The sequence below is a fragment of the Streptomyces sp. NBC_01264 genome, assembly GCF_026340675.1.
Lineage (GTDB): Bacteria > Actinomycetota > Actinomycetes > Streptomycetales > Streptomycetaceae > Streptomyces.
Genome location: NZ_JAPEOX010000001.1, coordinates 1,789,829 through 1,808,622, shown reverse-complemented (window position 1 = coordinate 1,808,622; position 18,794 = coordinate 1,789,829). Strand labels below are relative to the sequence as shown.

Below are 18,794 nucleotides of genomic sequence, written 5' to 3'. Positions count from 1 at the left end.
CGCACGGCCCTATTCCGTGCTCGGCTATCGGTCGAGGTCAGCCCAGATGGCGAAGGCGCGAGCGGCTTCCTCCTGCAGTTGAGCGAGTTTGGGGAACTCGTCGTCGATCATCTCCCAGTCGCAGATCGAGCAGCCGTCGATGAGCGCGGTCCAGGCGGTGACGAAGTGTTCAAGGCACTGGCGGATGTGTTGCTGGTAGGCGAGTACGTGACGGCCTTGGCGTTCGTAGCGTTCGGCCTCGATCTTGGCTTGGTTCTCGGGCATGCGTCGCACGAACGCAGAGGGGATGGGCTGAGGGCCGCGATCCGGATTGAGGACTTCGATACCGCGGTGGTGCAGCCCTGTGGTCTGGAAGATCAAGCTGTCGAAGTCGCTCCTGTTGGCGGTGCCGGCCTCGCGCGCGAATGCCTCCATGATCCAATCCCAGTCGGCCGCGCGTCGCGGCTCCGGGCCGTGCCAGGGCGTCATGCGCGCATGGAGAGCGCGTACTTCGTCGCCGGTCCTGCGCGGTCGGGAGAGCAGGTGCTCCCAGTTGCTGAACAGGCTATCGACGCTGTCGCGGTCGTCCTCTTCTTCGCCTACGTGACCGATGCTCATGCTCGAATCCCCCTGCTCGGCTGCTCCGACGGACTGGAAGCCTAAAGGCGTGCGTTGTACGGGCGCATGGTTCCGCGCGTAGGTCCGGGGTCGGTTGACGCTGTCAACGGAATGTAACTTGGTCAGGATGGCTTCTGGGTGTACGGTCTTGTCATGATCGGAGAAGACGAGGTGCCCGCTGTCACGGCGACCGCTGCGGAGATCGCACGGTTGGCGGGCGTGACGCGTGCTGCGGTGTCCAACTGGCGTAGGCGCCGCTCGGACTTTCCCGCACCCGTCGGCGGTACCTCGGCGAGTCCCCTGTTTTCGCTCGCCGAGGTACGGCAGTGGCTGGAGGGGCAGCGCGAAGGGCGAGAGGTCAGTGGGGAAGTCCGGCTCTGGCAGGCGCTGCGTGGCACCTACGGCGAGGAGATGGTCAGGGCGCTGGCTGCTGTCGGGGACCATCTCGGGGGCGGTCTAGGAGAGTTGACCGACCAGGGCGCCCGCGAGGCGGCGGACGGGCTGGTCGCCGACCGTATGCCCACCGAGGTGATGGACGCTCTAGTCGCTCGGCTGCTGGAATCCACCACGCGCGCCGCGTTGGATGGGGCCTCGACGTTGCGGCTTGCTCGCGCTGTCCGAGAATTCGCTGGTGAGACCTCTGGCACCGTCTTCGACCCGGCGTGCGGCATCGGCTCGCTTCTTGTCGGGGCGGGTGGTGATGCGGTCGGGAGCAGGCTGGGGCAGGACACGCACGCGGACGCGACGCGCGTGGCCCGGGTGCGCGCCGCCCTGGCCGCCACCAGGGCGGCGGCGCCGGTTGAGATCGTGGCGGGTGACTCGTTGCGGGCTGACGCGTTCCCCGATCTCCGCGCGGACCTGGTCGTGTGCGAGCCGCCGACCGCCGTGGCCGACTGGGGTCGCGAGCAGTTGCTCATCGATCCGCGATGGGAGGCGGGTGTCCCCTCGCGAGGGGAGAGCGAACTCGCTTGGCTCCAGCATTGCTACCACCACACGGCACCCGGCGGGCGGGCAGTGGTGGCCCTGCCGGCGTCGGTCGCCCATCGCCGCTCCGGTCGCAGAATCCGGGCGGAGCTGGTGCGTCGCGGATGCGTCGCCGCGGTGGTGGCTCTGCCGCCGGGCCTCGCTGCCAGTCACGCATTTCCGCTGCACCTGTGGCTGCTGAGCCGCCCCCCGGGCCCTGGGCGGGCGACGGGGACCGTACGCATGGTGGATCTCAGCACCAACAGCCCGGACGGACCGTGGGAGCCGCAGCCGCACCAGGAGGTGGAGGTGCCGCTGATCGATCTGCTGGACAACGAGGTGGACCTCACGCCCAGCCGCTACGTACGCGAGCCGGAACCCGACTACGCGGTGGAGTACGCCACGCTGCGAGAGGATCTCGACATGCGCCTGAGCCGCCTGCAGGCGCTACTTCCCGAGCTGCCGCCGCGAGGCGGGGCCGACGGCCTGGACGATGGCGTCCCGGTGGCGGTGAGCGACCTACTGGCCGCCGGCCTGGTCAGCCTGGATGGCGAAGAGCTCACGTCCGTCAGCGACCAGTTGGATCCCGACTACGTGCGCGGATTCGCGAGTAGCGCGGCGAATACCCGTCGTAGCACGTCCTCCTCGGGTACGTTCCGAGCGGACCTGCAGGCGGCGCGTCTGCCCCGCATGGATGTCGAGCGACAGCACCGCTACGGGGACGCTTTTCGCTCGTTGGGTGCGTTCGAGCGTGAACTTGCCGAACTCGCCAGGATGGGAGACCGGGCTGCGCGGCTCGCCCGTGACGGCCTCACTGGCGGCGCGCTCGATCCGCCGCCGACCCGTGGCAGCGGCGACGCTGAACACCAGAGAACGACGACCGACGTAGACGCCGCAGTGGGGCGAGAGGACAGGACACTTTGAGTAAGAACCAGGAACTGGCCGACTTCATCTGGTCGGTGGCCGACCTGCTGCGCGGTGACTACAAGCGCTCTGAGTACGGAAAGGTCATCCTGCCGCTGACGGTGCTGCGCAGGCTGGACTGCGTCATGGCCCCGACCCGCCAGGCGGTGTGGGACCGCTCGGCCTCCTACACTGGGGAGAACAAGGATGGGCTGCTGCTGGCAGCCTCCAAGCTGAAGTTCTACAACGTCTCCGAGCAGACCTTTGACACGATCAGCAGCGACGCGGCCAACGTGGCGAAGAACCTCAAGGACTACATCCGGGGGTTCTCCTCGGAGGCCACCGAGATCATCAACCGCTACGAGTTCCACCTTCAGATCGACCGTCTGGACAACGCCGACCTGCTCTACCAGGTGGTGCGGAAGTTCGCCGGCCTGGATCTGAGTTTTGAAGCCGTGGACAACCACGACATGGGTTACGTCTTCGAGGAGCTGATCCGCAAGTTTGCCGACGCCTCCAACGAGACCGCCGGTGAGCACTTCACCCCGCGTGAGGTCATCGAGCTGATGGTCGAGCTGCTGCTCGCTCCGGACGACAGTCGGCTCACGGGGGAGGGCCAGGTTGTCAAGATCCTCGACCCGGCCTGCGGCACCGGCGGCATGCTGGCGGCGACGGAGGAGCACATCCAGAAGCTCAACCCCCGTGTGCGCGTCAACCTGTTCGGTCAGGAACTCAACGCCGAGTCCTATGCAATCTGTCGCTCCGACATGCTGTTGAAGGGCCACACTGCCAAGAACATCCGCTTCGGCAACTCGTTCAGCCAGGACGGCCACGACGGCGAAGTCTTCGACTACATGCTCGCCAACCCACCCTTCGGCGTGGAGTGGAAGAAAGTTGAGAAGACCGTCCGCCAGGAGCACGAGGACCGGGGATACGACGGCCGGTTCGGAGCCGGCCTGCCCCGGATCAATGACGGCTCGCTGCTTTTCCTGCAGCACATGATGAGCAAGATGCAACCGCTCAAGAAGGATGCGGCGGGCGACGAGGTCGGCGGCACCCGCCTTGCCATCGTCTTCAACGGTTCCCCCCTGTTCACCGGTGGGGCGGGGTCAGGCGAGTCAGAGATCCGCAGATGGATCATTGAGCATGACTACTTGGAGGCGATTGTCGCCCTCCCGGACCAGCTCTTCTACAACACCGGCATCTCCACATACTTCTGGATCATTACCAACCGCAAGTCCGCGGACCGCAAGGGCCGTGTGATCCTGCTCGACGCCCGCGACCAGTGGACCAAGATGCGCAAGTCTCTCGGCGAGAAGCGCAAGACGATGACTCGCGCTCAGATCGGGCACATCTGCGCGATCTACCGCGATGCCGTCAGCAATGCCGACAACGCGGCCCATCCGGAGCACGGGCGGGTGAAGCTCTTCGCGAACCGGGACTTTGGCTACCAGCGCATCACGGTCGATCGACCGCTCAAGCTCCGGTTCGAGCTGACTGAGGACAGCCTCGACCAGCTCGACGCGTCGGCCGCCGTGAAGAAGGCGGTCGGGGACGAGGCTGCGGTCGAGCTGTTGCTGGCCGCGCTCAAGCCGCTGCTCGGATCGCAGTGGTCCACCAAGGCAGAGGCCTGGGACGCCCTACGGACGGCGATGGTGGCCGCGGGCGTTCTGTGGCCCTCCGTCGCGCCGTTCCAGAAGGCATTGCGTGACGCCGTGGGCGTGGCCGACCCGGAGGGCGAGGTCCAACTCATCAAGCGCAAGCCCGAGCCCGACCCCGACCTGCGCGACAACGAGAACGTCCCGCTGAGCGAGGATATTGACGAGTACTTCGCTCGCGAGGTGCTGCCGCACGTGCCGGACGCCTGGATTGCGGAGACCCGTAACCCAAAGACGAAGGAGATGGAACGGTACAAGGTGGGATACGAGATCCCGTTCACCCGTCATTTCTACGTCTACACGCCCCCGAGGCCGCTTGCTGAGATCGATTCGGAGTTGAAGTCGTTGGAGGCCGAGATTCAGGCGCTGCTCGGGGAGGTGGCGCGGTGAGTTGGGCGACCATCCCTCTGAAGCGAATTGCGGTGCTCACAGCAGGCGGCACGCCGGCGGTGGGAGAGCCGACTTACTGGTCTGACGAGGGCGAAGGTAATGCGTGGGTCTCTATTAGTGACATGTCCTCGGTTGACAGCGTCACTGCAACAGCGCGCCGGGTCTCCGATGCCGGGTTGCGTTCAGCACGAATCGCGCTGGGTGATCCAGGGACACTCTTGTTCAGCATGTATGCGAGCCTCGGTCACACAGCATGGCTCAGCACCCCGGCTGCTTGGAATCAAGCTATCCTCGGAATGCGTTCAGATTCGACCACCGATGCCCGGTTCCTGCGCTATAGTCTGGTTTCCCTTAGGCCAACGCTCCTAGAACAGGCGCGAAGCAATACTCAATCAAATCTCAATGCTGAACAAGTAGGCAACCTCGCCATTCCGCGTCCACCACTGGGCGAGCAACGCCGAGTCGCCGACTTTCTCGATGTCGAGACAGCGCGCATCGACCGCACCGCAGCAGCAAGGCAGGCTCAGCAATCCATTCTTAGGGAGCGGGAGCTCTCACTTATTTCTGAGACCTTGTCGGGTGGGGTAGGCCCTCGCGGCGGTCGTTCAACCGGGATGCCCTGGCTTCCCGCAATTCCCGCGGATTGGAAGATTGGACCGGTATACGCCTATTTCTCCACCGAGCTCGGAAAGATGCTTAACGCGGAGCGCGCAACAGGGGATCGCCAGCGCCCATATCTTCGCAATGCCAATGTCCACTGGTATGACATCGATATTTCAGACATGGCCACGATGTCGTTCGACGCCTCCGAAACACATCGCTATTCGGTGGCACCTGGTGATCTACTGGTCTGTGAAGGCGGCGCCGGAGTCGCCGAGGCAGCAGTATGGAACGGCGAGATCTCGGACTGCTACTACCAGAAGTCGCTGCATCGGGTCCGAAGGTCAGGGCACGTGCCTGTCGAGTGGCTTATGTACTGGCTCCGCTTGGCCAAGCACGTAGGCGTGTTTGAGGCAGACGGGAACATCGCGACTATCCCGCATCTTACGGGCGAGCAATTGCGCGAGTATCGAATCCCCATTCCTCCAGATGGCGACAGTCGCGTAGTCGCGCTGAACCATGAGGTACGTGACCTGCTGTCGTTGGTCAAGCGGCTTGACCAAGCGCAGGCACTGCTCGCCGAGCGCCGCCAGGCACTGATCACCGCTGCGGTCACTGGCCAGCTCGACGTCACCACCGCCCGCCCTGCACGCGACCTCTGAGGGGGACTTAGATGAACGACGCCCGCGTATACACCGAGAAGGCATTCGAGAACGCCGTGGAAGCGGCGCTGCTGCGCAGCGGCTGGCAGCGCGGGCCGTCGAACACCTACGATCGCGCCCTCGGTATCGATACCTCCGAGCTGTCCGAGTTCCTCCGCGCGTCGCAGAACGACGCGTGGTTGGCGCTCCAGGCCGCCTACGGCGAGGAGGAAGAGCAGGCCATCGCCCGGTTCGCGAAGCGCGTGGCGCGGGAGATTGACTCGCGAGGACTGTTGGACGTGCTGCGTCGGGGCGTGAACGACCGGAACGTGAAGATCCAACTTGCGTACTTCCGCCCCGCGCACACGCTTGCCGCCGACGCCTTGGCTGAGTATGAGGCCAACCGGCTCACCTTCGTGCGCCAGTTTCACTACTCAGCCACGCGGCCGGCCGACACCCTCGACATGGCGTTCTTCCTCAACGGGCTGCCAGTCGCCTCCGTAGAGTTGAAGAACGGGCTGACCGGCCAGACCGTCGAGGACGCCAAGCGTCAGTACCGGCGGAAGCGGGATCCGAAGGAGGCGTTCTTCGCCAAGCGCAGCCTGGTCCACTTCGCGGTCGATCCGACGCTGGCCTTCCTGACGACCCGTCTGGCTGGGGACGCTACCCGTTTCCTCCCCTTCAACACTGGCTCTGGCGGCCCTGGCCAGATCGGCGGCGCGGGCAACGTCCCGGCCCCGACCGACGGGACGTACCCCACCTCCTACCTCTTCGACGAGGTGTGGGCGCGGGACAACTGGCTGGAGCTGCTCCAGCGGTTCTTGCACGTGGAGGACGCCGCTGCGAAGTCCGGGCGGGCGCCGTCGCACAGGCCGGGCAGCGCGCACACGCAGCCGTTGATCTTCCCTCGGTTCCACCAGTGGGACGCAGTGCGCAAGCTCATCGCGCACGCGGCCCGCCACGGTGCGGGGGAGAACTACCTGATCCAGCACTCCGCCGGCTCGGGCAAGTCCAACACCATTGCCTGGCTTGCACACCACCTGTCCAGCCTGCATACCTCCCACGACCCCGCGTTGATCGCGCCCGCCGCGCTCGCCTTCGGCCTGGGGGCGAACAAGCTGGTCTTCGACAAGGTCATCGTCATCACCGACAGGCGGGTGCTGGACAAGCAGCTTCAGGACACGATCTACCAGTTCGACCACAAGGCCGGCGTGGTCGTGCGGATCGACGAGAACTCCCAGCAGCTCGCGGACGCGCTGACCGGGCCGACGGCCCGGATCGTGATCACCACGGTGCAGAAGTTCCCCTTCGTCTTGGACAAGGTCGCTGGGCTGGGCGGCCAGCGCTACGCAGTGATCATCGACGAAGCGCACTCCTCGCAGGGTGGGGAGAGCGCGGCGGCACTGAAGAAGGCACTGGGACGTCTCGGCTCGGACGCGGTGGACGAGGACGGCGACCCACTGACCGCCGCAGCCCTGGCTCGCGGCAAGCAGCCGAACCTGTCCTTCTTCGCGTTCACGGCTACCCCCAAGGCGAAGACGATCGACCTCTTCGGCACCCCTTACCTCAACCCTGGCTCGGGGGAGCAGGAGAAGGGACCGTTCCACGTCTACTCGATGCGGCAGGCGATCGAGGAGGGCTTCATCCTCGATGTGCTCGGTAACTACATCACCTACGCCACGTACTTCAAGCTCCAGGAGGCTGCCGCCGATGAGGCTGAGCAGCAGGTGGACCCTCGGAAGGCCCGCTCGAAGCTGGTGAGGGCCGCGCTGATGTCGGAGGCGTCGATGGCTTCCCGCGCGAAGATCATTGTCGACCACTTCCGCTCGCATTCCAGCCCGCGCCTCGGTGGCCGGGCCAAGGCGATGGTGGTCACCTCGGGTCGTGATCACGCCGTACGGCTGTACCAGGCCATGCGGGCCTACATCGACCAGCGGGGCTTCACCGACTGCGGCACCTTGGTCGCATTTTCCGGGGCACTGACCCTTGACGGGATCGAGTACACCGAGCCCAAGCTCAACGGCTTCCCCGAACGTGAGTTGCCGACCCGCTTTGGCTATACCCGCGCGGACGATCCGAACCCGCCCTCCGTGCCCAAGCCCGAGCACCGCATCCTCGTTGTCGCCGAGAAGTACCAGACCGGCTTCGATCAGCCGCTGCTGACTACCATGTACGTGGACAAGATCCTGGTGGGGCTGGCCGCGGTGCAGACGCTTTCCCGGCTCAACCGCACCCACCGGCTCAAGACCACCGAGGACCTGTTCATCCTCGACTTCGCCAACCGGCCCGAGGACATCGAACAGGCTTTCCAGCAATACTACGAGGCGTCGGTCACCGAGCCCACCGACCCCAACTTGCTGTTCGATCGCGAACGCGAGGTCATGGCCTACCAGCTCCTGGTGGAAGCCGAGATGGACGCCTTCGTCACCGCGTACTTCGCAGCCTTCCAGGGCGGCTCGGCCACCGACACCGCCATCATGAAGGCCCACGCCCGCCTCTATGGCTACCTTCAGCCTGCGCTGGACCGCTTCAACGCCCTCAACGCCACCGAACCGGAAACCGCCTCCGAGTTCCGCCGTGCCCTGGACTCCTACACCAAGGCGTACGGCTGGCTCTCCCACGTCATCGGATTCGAGAACCTCGAACTGGAACGGCTCTACCAGTACGGACGCTTCCTGCTGCGCCGCCTGCCTGCGCCCGCCCGCAGTGCCGGCGCCGACATAGGGACCGCCGCCCCGAGCCACATGCGCATCACTCAGACGGGCACCCCGGAGCTGCGCCTGGAGGCAGCGGGTGCGCAGGTCTTGGCTGGGCTGGTTCCCGAAGCAGGCGGAGGGGTGGCTGAGGCGGAGGAGATGTCGCTGGCCGAGGTGATCCAGTCTGTTAACCATGAGTACGGGACCGGGCTGTCCACTACAGACCAGATCCTGCTTGGCCAGCTCGTGGTTGCCGTCAGCGAGGACCCCGAGCTTCGGGCCATCGCCTTGCACCAGGACCAGGACGTCTTCGGTGGGGAACTGGAAAAGGACCTCGACCGGATCGTCATCGACCAGGCGGCGTCCAACGACGACCTGATGGTCCGCTACTTTGACGACGCCAACGTCAACCGCCTGTTCAAGCAGGTTGCGACCCAGCAGGCGTACCAGCTCATCCGGCGCCCGGTCCGACGCGAGGCCGAGCGCCGGGCCACCGAACAGCGGGCTGCCGAGCTCAAGTCCACCGGAAGCCGTCGGGCAGAGCCGCCATCCGCATAGCCTGTCCTCGGCAGCAAATCTGACAAGGATCCGGTCGGGGTGGTCACGCTCCGACCACGCAGAAGGGGACCTCGCATGGTGCAGGGCGGCACGCCGAGCTTCGACGCCGGCGTACCGGCCCGCGTGATCGCGGGCCGCTACCGGCTGCACACGCCCATCGGCGCGGGCGGCATGGGCGAGGTCTGGCAGGCGTACGACGAACGCCTGGACCGCCGGGTCGCGGTGAAGATGATGTTGGCCGAGAGCCCGGTTCCGCCCGGGTTCCACGGCGCAGCCTTCGAGGAGACCCTGCAGACTCGCCGCGCCCGCTTCCTGCGCGAGGTCCAGATCACCGCCGGCATCGAACACCTGGGTGTGCCGGCTGTCTACGACACCGGTACTGACGAGGCCAGTGGACGGCTGTTCGTCGTCATGCAGCTCCTGCAGGGACGCGAAGTGCAGACGTTCATCGACGAGACCGACTACGAGAGCGAAACGGTACCCGTCTCCTGGGCCGCGGCCGTCGGCGCCCAGATCGCTTCCGTCCTTGACACCGTGCACCGTCACGACGTCGTTCACCGTGACATCAAACCGTCCAACCTGATGCTTACCCCCGGAGGAGTGGTCAAGGTCCTCGACTTCGGCGTCGCTGCTCTGCGCGGAGTCGGCACTCTGCCCCGGCTCACCCAAGTCGGTATGACCGTAGGCACCCCGCCCTACATGTCACCCGAGCAGAGCCTTGCCAACGCCGTCGGCCCCGCGGCCGACGTCTACGCCCTCGCCTGTGTACTCCACGAACTCCTCACCGGAAAGCCGCCGTTCACGCCCGACGACAGCCGCTCCCACATGTGGCACCACGTCCACACCCCGCCCCCGCCCATCCGCTCCCTGCGCCCGGACGTGCCGGTCGACATCGAGAAGCTCCTGCTAGCGATGCTCACCAAGGAATCCGAGCAGCGCATGGACGCGATGGACGTCTACGACGCCCTCCTGCCCTTCGTACACGCCTCCGCCGGCACCCCCGCCACCATCGAGGGCATCCATGACCCCCGTCTGCCGTTCCTGTGTCCTTTCGGGGGCCGGGCGCACAGCCCTAGTGTCGCCGCCTCGTACGCACCCACTGTTGTAGTTCCCTCGCCGCTCGCGGCCCCACCGGTAGCCGCACCTCAGGGGCCGGAGACAGGCCCCGCCGCACTGACCGAGCAGGAGGCGGACGAGGTATCCGACCGGGCAGCGGGGCTGGCTCAGGAGGGCCAGTTCACCCAGGCAGCCGACGTATTGGCCGAGGCAATCGCAAAAGCCGCTGACCCGGAGCTCAGGGAAGGTATGCAGTTCAGCCTCGCACAGGTGAAGTTCCTGGCTGGAAGTCACCGCGAGGCCCTCGCGCTCTTCGAGCCGCTCGCCGACCACTACACCGACCGCTACGGAGACCATGACGAGCAGGCCCAGCTGTGCTGGTACTACGCCGGGCAGTGCAGGATGGAACTCGGCGAAGCCACCTCCGCGATCCGAGCTTTCGACCGCGTGAGCGAGATCATGCCCGAAGAGGGCGACGAGGACGCCGTCAACCGCCACCTCGATGCTCTCGCACGGCTGATGAGTCTGTATGCCGCGACGGAAAGCCTCCCCAAGGCACTGGACGTCGGAGAGCGGCTCCGGTCGGAAACGTCCCGCCTACGGGGAAGCGACTGGCCTGGACTTGCGCAGATCGACGCCTATATCCGCCGCCTTCGCCAGGACCTGGGCTGAATGGCCGTGACAGCTCCGGGCCCGCCGGCACTGACCACACCCTGAGACCCGCCTCGATGGCACTACCTCGCGGCCAGGTATGGAAGGCTGGACACATTCCCGGGATCTCAATGAATCAAGCTTCGGGAGATACGCGACACCGAGGAGACGGCCATGGATCAGTCCGCCCGCGAGGAGCAGCTGCGCGCGGAGGCTGAACAGCATGGGGTTTCCCCAGCCGCGATCCAGGACGCGGTGGAGGTGATCGCAGCTGTCCAGCAGCGCGACAGGGATGACTATCGCGCCAATTTCGGCGGCGAACTCACCCTGGATCAGTGGTTTGAAGGGTACGGAACGCACGGCTTCAACCAGCTGCTCACGTACGCGGCGAATAAGTCTGGTCTAGGCGACGATGGGCCCGACGTGCTGCGCCGTGTGCTGACTGCCGCTGCGCTCGCGGAGCAGGGCGCCCCGAAGACGGACCACTAGGTGTTGGTGTGGCGCCATTCGGCCAGCAGGACCTGGGTCGCGTCGCCGTAGGCGCCGGCACGCTCCCAGACCTTGTGCCGGTCGGTGTGAAGCTGACGGGTCTCTTCCTGTTTGCCGGGGCGGATGCGGACGTCGGCTGATGCTAGGCGGCCACCGGGTCCGACCGGCCTCGTGATTTCGTACAGGGCCGACGAGCCCCGGATATCTTTGGCCCGGCAGCTCGCACCCAACTGTTCCGCCCCGGCAGTGACGGCAGCGACGGCCGGGTGATTGAGCGGCATCCCCAACGCGAACTCCGGCGCGGCCTCGGGGATGCTCCGCCATACGGCGCCGGAACACCGGATCATCTCGACCCACCAGGACGGGCCCGCTGGACCAACGAGCCACGGTCGAGGAAGTCGAGCCGGCGGACGCCGACCCGATGCAGCCCGGCGAAGAAGGCGGTTGGAGGCTCGGAGGTAGGCCACGTCGCAGACCTGGCTGCGGGCCTGAAGCGCCGGATACGCGGCGAGGTAGCCGCTGCGGCTCTCTGCATTGGCCCCGATGGAGGCGAGCATCTCGCGTGCTGCCGTAGCCCGGCCATGTGCTGCGGCCGAGAGCTGCCCTAGCTTCTGCAGCTGGCCCAGCGACCGCTCCCACTGCTCCTCAAGGGTCCGCATCAGAATGCCCTTCTCGATGGCAGGGCCGTTCGGCGTCGGATTCGCCCACGGCAGACGGGAAGGTTACCGATAGGGCTGGAAGCTTCCGTCACGGCATGTCAACCTACAACACTCACGGGAAGAGCGGATCGGCTCTGTGCGCATTCACTGAGACCGATTCAGTTACGCAGTCCCGTCGTTCTCTGACCTGTGTGGCGACCATAGGAGCCTCAACTGACTAACCTCCCTATTGCATTTCTACTGACTGCCCCAATTCTGTTCACCCTAGGTGCAGTCTCTGCCGTCTTTGGGCAGGTGTGCCATGACTATGCAGTCGTCGCTGTCTCGCTTTCGCTCTGCGTGTGCGCGGCCGCGCTCTTCGCCGAAAATCTGCTCCGGGATACGTACCGGCGTGACCGAGCCATTCTGGTCTATGTGGCATCGCACCCGGGTGTCACGCCGCGCCACTCGGCTCAGGTGCTGGGCGTCACGGTTCGGCGCGCAACTCGGGACTTCGCCCGCCTAACTCAGGACGAACTGCTGGTTCTCGTGGCCGTAGACGCAGACCCAGCCTGCTGCGCATACAGAGTTCGCTGGTGGCAGACCGGCAGCCCGGTCCGATGAGTGGAGATCACTCGGTAACCCATGTCAACGTAATGGTCTGACGGAGAGCCGCAGGTCAGAGGTTGCAAATCTCGACTGTTCAACGGGGAGCTTCATGCCGCTACACAGGATCAAGGTCACCGGACTGCACGGGGACGGAACGGTATGCCCGCCGGCTCACGAGCACACGCGGGGAGGGGGCCCGCTGACCTCGGGGTGCACTGGCCGATTGCGGTACCTGGCTGCGTGCGCATGCGGAGAGTGGAGCGGAGGGTCGTCCACGAAGTCGTACGCGGCGGAGATGGGGAAGAGGCACCGCGGCGCGCAGGCCTGACCTGTAGTTCGCGGCGGGAGCGCGGGCAGGGGGAGGTCGGTGGGCACACCCGGTCAATCGGTGGCTGAGGGCTTCTATCACTCGATCCGTGAATTCGTAAATCCCAGATTTTCCGGATCATTGGATCTGTTCGCAGTGGCTGTGCTTGGCGGTGGAGCCATGCGGATGCATGAACCCGACTGGTTGCCCACAGCTGCTGTTGGATCCATGCGTCATGTTCGACGTGGCGAGGCTTGTCTCCCATCGCTCGATGGCGGTTCGGCGAGTTGCATGGCCCTTTGGGCGCAGCATATCTCCGGCAGTCGGATGAATGGTGGTGGATATTGTGGCTGCCCGGAATATTGGAGATGGATGTGCCGGGAGGAAGTAATCGACTCCTCACGCCTGCAGAGGTTGCCGGATGGCTAAAAGTGAGCGAGGTAACAGTCAAGAACAAATATCGAACCTGGGGAATTAAAGCGCAAAAGGTCGGGCGCCTGCTCCGGTTTCGAGAGCGCGATATCGTGGCCTATCTCGATTCGCGTTACGGCTAAATAGCTGTGTGGGCCACAGGTGAACAGGGGGGCAAGGTTTTGGCGACGGTGTTCCAAAAATGCAAGGTGGATGAGAAGAACCATAATTTCCCATGCGAAAAGGTGCGGTGTGGGCATTCCTGGACCGTTCGATACCGGGAGCCGGGAGGTCGAACGGGGCGACAGCGAGAGAAAACCCTTCCTTCTAAGCGGGAGGCGGCAGATTACGGTGTGAAGGTCGAGAATGACAAGCGTGAACATGCTTATCTGGATCCCGATGCCGGGAAGATCCTCGTCAGTGTATATGCGGCCGATTGGTTGGCGCGCCGAGCAATTAAAGAAACCACCAAGCAGAATTATGCCCGATTCTTCAGACTCCACCTGATTCCTCATCTTGGCTCGAAGTCGCTGATTAGCGTCACGGCCCGCGATGTTGAAATTATGTGTACTGCCATGGTTGAGCGGGGTCTCTCGCGTAGAACTGTCTATCATTCGATAATGGTTCCGCTGCGGTCGCTATTCAACTCCGCAGTTAACGAAAAGCGAATACCTGAATCGCCAGTGGCTCGTGCCGCGCTACCGAGGGTTAAGACCAAGCGGGTTGATGAGAAATCTCTTCCCGATGGCAAGGCGGTCATGTCCGTTGCGGGGGAGATCCGCCCAGACTGGGCAATCTCCATCTGGCTGATGGCGGGTTGTGGTCTGCGAATTGGTGAAGTCTTGGCCCTGCGGCATGCGGATTTCGAGGGGGGGACAGTTAGGCTCCGTCGTCAGTTCGTGAGACTTAAGCGGGCCGGTGTATATGTAGCCGAGCTGTCGCCGCTGAAGGCTCGTGAAGAGGGCGAGTGGCGCGACGTGCCTGTTCCTCCCTCTGTCTTGGACGCTGTAAGGCGGCATGTAGACAAGCACGGCCTCGGTCGCGACGGCTATCTCATGCACACCCATCAGGGTGGCGAGGTGCTGGATTCGAACTACCGGATCGACTTCCGGAATGCGGTCAAGAAGGCTGGCTTCGGCGATGAATCCTGGACGGCCCACACACTGCGGCATTTCTTTGCCAGCAGCGCCATCGCCGGCGGCGTGTCGCTGCTGGAGGTTTCCCGATGGTTGGGACACGCCACGATCCAGATCACCGCTGACATCTATGGTCACCTGACCCCGGACGCCGGTGGCAGACTGAGGTCTGTGATGGATCAGGTGCTGACTGGCGTTAGCGTGGTTGGTGCTGACCACGGCGCCCGTGCTGGTTCCGTGCTGGTTTCGGAGGCGGAGGAACGGTAAACGTGCAGGTCGGAGCGATATCTTGAGGATTCTGCATACCTCCGACTGGCATCTGGGGCGGAGCTTTCACCGGGTGAACCTGCTCGGGGCCCAGGGTGTTTTTATCGATCACCTTGTCGAGACCGTGCGGGAGCATGAGGTCGACGCCGTGCTTGTCGCCGGTGATGTGTACGACCGGGCCGTGCCGCCCCTGCCTGCTGTCGAGCTGTACGACCGGGCCCTGCATCGGCTCGCCGATCTTGGCGTGCCCACCGTGATGATCTCCGGGAACCATGACTCCGCCCGCCGTCTGGGAGTGGGGGCCGGGCTCATCGGGCGGGCCGGGATCCATCTGCGGACCGATCCCGCCGGGTGTGCCGACCCTGTGGTGCTGGCCGACGCGCATGGTGATGTGGCGTTCTACGGGCTGCCCTATCTGGAGCCTGCGCTGGTCAAGGATGAGTTCGGTGCCGGGAAAGTGAGCCACGAGGCCGTGCTCGGGGCGGCCATGGACCGGATTCGGGCGGATCTGGCCGGGCGGGCGCCCGGGACGCGGTCCGTCGTGCTCGCCCATGCCTTTGTTGTTGGCGGGCAAGCCTGTGACAGTGAGCGTGACATCACCGTTGGTGGGGTCGAGGCCGTGCCGGCTTCTGTGTTCGACGGGGTCGACTATGCCGCCCTCGGTCATCTTCACGGTTGCCAGAGGATCAACGAGAGGGTTCGCTACTCCGGGTCCCCGCTCGCCTACTCCTTCTCCGAAGCCGATCAGCGGAAGAGTGTCTGGGTCGTGGACATGGGGGAGGGCGGGGAGATCGTCAGCGCCGAGCGTGTGGACACCCCCGTGCCGCGCGGGCTCGCGCGGGTGCGGGGGCCGCTGGAGGAGCTGCTGGCAGAGGGCGCGTACGCCCGGTACGAGGACTGCTGGGTGGAGGCGACGCTCACCGACGCCGTCCGGCCCGAGGAGCCCATGGCCCGGCTCGCCGTGCGGTTCCCCCACGTGCTGAGCCTCGCCTTCGACCCCGAGGGGCGTGGCGAGGACGCCGGCGGGTCCTACGCACAGCGGCTCAAGGGGCGCAGCGACCGGGAGATCGCCGAGGACTTCGTCGCCCACGTGCGCGGGGGCGGCGGGTTCTCCGACGAGGCCGAGCGGGCCGTGCTCCAGGGCGCCTTCGACGAGGTTCGGGCCGAGGACAGCCGGCAGGAGACCCACCGATGAGGCTGCACCGGCTGCGGATCACCGCCTTCGGGCCTTTCGCCGAGCCTCAGGAGATCGACTTCGACGCACTCTCCGGCGCCGGGATCTTCCTGCTGCACGGGCCTACCGGTGCGGGCAAGACCTCCGTCCTGGATGCCGTGTGCTACGCGCTGTACGGATCCGTGCCCGGCGCCCGGCAGGCTCCGGGGACGAGTCTGCGCAGTGACCACGCGGCCGCCGACACCCCGACCGAGATCACCCTCGAGCTCACCGCGGGCGGACGCCGGCTCGAGATCACCCGGCGGCCCGAGCAGGACCGGCCCAAGAAGCGCGGCTCCGGGACGACGAAGGACAAGGCGCAGAGCTGGCTGCGCGAGTTCGACGGGGAGAAGTGGGGCGCGCTCAGCCGGTCCCATCAGGAGATCGGCGAGGAGATCGAGCAGCTGCTCGGCATGAGCCGCGAGCAGTTCTGCCAGGTCGTTCTGTTGCCCCAGGGGGAGTTCGCGCGGTTCCTGCGGGCCGACGAGGCGGCGCGGGGGCGGCTGCTGGGGCGGCTCTTCGACACCCGGCGGTTCGCCGCCGTCGAGACCCTGCTGGGTGAGCACCGCCGCGCCGCCGAGGCCAAGGTCCGCGCCGGTGACGAGCAGGTCTTGCATACCGCCCAGCGGCTCGCCCAGGCCGCCGGGGACGCCGCCGACCTGCGCGCCTGGCCACTGCCCCGGCACCAGCCGGGCGACCCCGGGCTGGCCGGGGCGATCCGCGCCTGGGCCGCCGTCGCGCGCTGCTCCGCCCGGGAGCGGCTCACCGTCGCCGAGTACGCCCTCGCCGCCGTGGAGGGGCGCTACCACGCCGCCCGGCGGGCCGCCGAGGACGTACGGGAGCTCGATCGGTTGCAGCGCCGGCACGCGGAGACCACCCGTCGGGCGGCCCTGCTCACCGAGGCCGGTCCGGAGCGGGAGCGGGTGCGCGCCCTGCTCGACCGGGCCCGGCGCGGAGCGCTGGTCGCCCCCGCCCTGGAGCTGCGCGGAGCCGCCGCCGGCGCCCACATGGCCGCCGCGCACGCCGAGTCGGTGGCCCGGGCGGAGCTACCGCCCCAGCTCGCCGAGGCGGGGACCGAGCAGCTGGCCGCGGTCGAGCAGCGGCTGCGCGAGGATCTGGGAGCACTCGGAGCCGCCCGCCGCGCCGAGCAGCGCAGCGCCGAGATCGGCCGCGAACGCGCCGACCTGGAACGGGAGTCCCGCGCCGCCGAGGAGCAGCAGCAGGAGACCGCGGAGTGGCTCGGCCGCTGGGACGCCACCCGGACCGAGCTGGCCGGCCGTGCGGACGCCGCCCAGCAGGCCGCGACCCTGGCCGAGCAGCTCGCCGGCAAGCTGGAGCCCGCCCGGCTGCACCTGCACGCCGCCCGGCGGCGCGACGCCCTGGACGCCGACGCGGAGCAGGCCTCGGGCGAACTGCTCACCGCGCGCGAGGAGTCGGCCGTCGCCCGGGAGCGCTGGCTGGAGCTGAAGGAGACCCGGCTGCGCGGGATCGCCGCGGAGCTCGCCGCCGCCCTGGTGGCGGGGGAGCCCTGCACCGTCTGCGGGGCCGCGGAGCACCCCGCTCCCGCCCGGCCCGCCCCCGGTCACGTCGACCGGGCCGCGGAGGAGGCGGCGCACGCCCGCTTCGAGGGGGCCGAGGAGCGCAGGGCCGGCGTCGAGCGCAGGCTGGCCGCGGTCCGGGAGGCCCGCGCCGAGGCCGCGGCCGCCGCGGGGGAGGCCACCACCGCCGAACTCCTGGAACTCACCTCCGGCTTGAGTTCCCGTCACGCAGAAGCGCACGCCGCGGCCGCCGGTCTGCACACCGCGCGGGAGCGCCTCGCCCGCGCCGAGCGGGAGCACGCCGTGCGCAGCGCGGAGCGGAGCGAGGCCGAGGCCCGGGGCGCGGCCAGGGCCTCGCGGCGCGAGGCGCTCGACCGGGAACAGGCCTCGCTGGAAGCGGAGCTGGCCCTCGTGCGGGCGGACGCCCCCAGCGTCGCGGCCCGCGGCGGAGTCCTGGAGGACCGGGTCCGCATGGTCACGGCGGCGGCCGCCTCGCTGCGCCGGGCCGAGACCACCGCCGCCCGGCTGAAGGAGGCCGACGACCAGCTCGCCGACGCCGCCTTCAAGGCCGGCTTCGACACCACGGAGGAGGCGGCCGACGCCGTGCTCCCCGAGTACGAACGCAGCGCGCTCCAACGCCGCATGGACGCCTGGCAGGCGGAGGAGGCCATGCTGGCCGACCGCCTCGGCGAGCCCGACACCGCCGCGGCGGCGGCCCTGCCCCCGGCCGCGCCGGAGGCGGCCGAGGCCTACGCGGCGCTGGCCGCCGCGAAGCTTCGTACGGCCGGGTCCGCCGTGGACGCGGCCCGGGTCCGGTGCAAGGACCTCGACGGGCTCTCCCTCCAGGCGGAGCGGGAGCTGCGCTCCCTGGGACCGCTGCGCGAGGCCTACGAACGGGTGGCCCGGCTCGCCGGACTCACCGCGGGCACCTCCGCGGACAACGAGCGCAAGATGCGGCTGGAGGCCTACGTGCTCGCGGCCCGGCTGGAGCAGGTCGCCGCCGCGGCCACGGTACGGCTGCTGCGCATGTCGGGCGGCCGCTACACCCTGCTGCACTCCGACGCGAGGGCGAGCGGACGCGGGCGTTCCGGGCTCGGGCTGCACGTGGTCGACGCCTGGACCGGCAGCGAGCGGGACACCGCCACGCTCTCCGGCGGCGAGACCTTCTTCGCCTCGCTCGCCCTCGCGCTGGGCCTGGCCGACGTGGTCACCGACGAGGCGGGCGGCATGCGGCTCGACACCCTCTTCATCGACGAGGGTTTCGGCAGCCTCGACGACCAGGCGCTGGACGAGGTGCTCGACGTCCTGGACTCGCTGCGCGAACGCGACCGCAGCGTCGGCATCGTGAGTCACGTCGCCGACCTGCGGACCCGGGTGCAGGCCCAGCTGGAGATCGTCAAGCAGCGCGGAGGCTCGGTGGTGCGGCACCGCACGGCGGGCGGAACGGGCTGAAATGCCAGGTCAGCGGGGTGA

At 67.1% G+C, this 18,794-nt stretch carries 12 protein-coding genes; 10 read left to right on the top strand and 2 right to left on the bottom strand.

Annotation, left to right across the window (positions count from 1 at the left end; translation table 11 throughout):
• Nucleotides 1-24 precede the first annotated feature (24 nt).
• Nucleotides 25-597 carry a hypothetical protein gene (locus OG435_RS08125; protein ID WP_266876146.1) on the bottom strand — a complete coding sequence of 191 codons (573 nt, stop codon included), beginning with the start codon at nucleotides 595-597 and terminating at the stop codon, nucleotides 25-27.
• A gap of 153 nt (nucleotides 598-750) precedes the next feature.
• Here OG435_RS08125 and OG435_RS08120 point away from each other — a divergent pair, with 153 nt between their 5' ends.
• The 6 genes from OG435_RS08120 (at nucleotide 751) to OG435_RS08095 (ending at nucleotide 11,202) form a co-directional block, all read left to right on the top strand.
• A complete protein-coding gene (locus OG435_RS08120; RefSeq protein WP_266876145.1) occupies nucleotides 751-2,484 on the top strand; it encodes an N-6 DNA methylase in 1,734 nt (577 codons plus the stop codon).
• Nucleotides 2,481-4,511: a type I restriction-modification system subunit M gene (locus tag OG435_RS08115; RefSeq protein ID WP_266876144.1), complete on the top strand. Its 2,031-nt coding sequence runs from the start codon at nucleotides 2,481-2,483 to the stop codon at nucleotides 4,509-4,511. Before OG435_RS08120 ends, OG435_RS08115 begins: the two co-directional genes overlap by 4 nt.
• Entirely contained in the window at nucleotides 4,508-5,773 is a 1,266-nt protein-coding gene (locus OG435_RS08110) for a restriction endonuclease subunit S (protein ID WP_266876143.1), read from the top strand. Before OG435_RS08115 ends, OG435_RS08110 begins: the two co-directional genes overlap by 4 nt.
• A gap of 11 nt (nucleotides 5,774-5,784) precedes the next feature.
• Nucleotides 5,785-9,006, top strand: coding sequence for a type I restriction endonuclease subunit R (locus OG435_RS08105; protein WP_266876142.1), 3,222 nt, complete (start codon nucleotides 5,785-5,787; stop codon nucleotides 9,004-9,006).
• Nucleotides 9,007-9,081: 75 nt separating this feature from the next.
• Nucleotides 9,082-10,734 (top strand): protein kinase domain-containing protein, encoded by a 1,653-nt coding sequence (locus OG435_RS08100; RefSeq protein ID WP_266876141.1) that lies wholly within the window; start codon nucleotides 9,082-9,084, stop codon nucleotides 10,732-10,734.
• A 153-nt stretch (nucleotides 10,735-10,887) separates the two neighbouring features.
• Nucleotides 10,888-11,202, top strand: coding sequence for a hypothetical protein (locus OG435_RS08095; RefSeq protein WP_266876140.1), 315 nt, complete (start codon nucleotides 10,888-10,890; stop codon nucleotides 11,200-11,202).
• On the opposite strand, the gene OG435_RS08090 is transcribed toward OG435_RS08095, so the two are convergent.
• On the bottom strand, nucleotides 11,199-11,861 hold the full coding sequence (locus OG435_RS08090) for a hypothetical protein (RefSeq protein ID WP_266876139.1): 663 nt from the start codon (nucleotides 11,859-11,861) through the stop codon (nucleotides 11,199-11,201). The two genes, OG435_RS08095 and OG435_RS08090, sit on opposite strands and share 4 nt — an antisense overlap.
• Before the next feature lie 1,263 nt (nucleotides 11,862-13,124).
• On the opposite strand from OG435_RS08090, the gene OG435_RS08085 reads away from it, so the two are divergent.
• The 4 genes from OG435_RS08085 to OG435_RS08070 all read left to right on the top strand — a co-directional run bounded on the left by OG435_RS08085 (nucleotide 13,125) and on the right by OG435_RS08070 (nucleotide 18,773).
• Nucleotides 13,125-13,310, top strand: a complete 186-nt coding sequence (locus OG435_RS08085) for a helix-turn-helix domain-containing protein (RefSeq protein WP_266881575.1) — start codon at nucleotides 13,125-13,127, stop codon at nucleotides 13,308-13,310.
• A gap of 210 nt (nucleotides 13,311-13,520) precedes the next feature.
• Nucleotides 13,521-14,570 (top strand): tyrosine-type recombinase/integrase, encoded by a 1,050-nt coding sequence (locus OG435_RS08080; protein ID WP_266876138.1) that lies wholly within the window; start codon nucleotides 13,521-13,523, stop codon nucleotides 14,568-14,570.
• A gap of 22 nt (nucleotides 14,571-14,592) precedes the next feature.
• On the top strand, nucleotides 14,593-15,765 hold the full coding sequence (locus OG435_RS08075; RefSeq protein ID WP_266881574.1) for an exonuclease SbcCD subunit D: 1,173 nt from the start codon (nucleotides 14,593-14,595) through the stop codon (nucleotides 15,763-15,765).
• The gene (locus tag OG435_RS08070; protein ID WP_266876137.1) at nucleotides 15,762-18,773 is read left to right on the top strand and encodes an AAA family ATPase; all 3,012 of its coding nucleotides are present in this window, start codon (nucleotides 15,762-15,764) and stop codon (nucleotides 18,771-18,773) included. Before OG435_RS08075 ends, OG435_RS08070 begins: the two co-directional genes overlap by 4 nt.
• The last annotated feature ends 21 nt before the right edge of the window (nucleotides 18,774-18,794 follow it).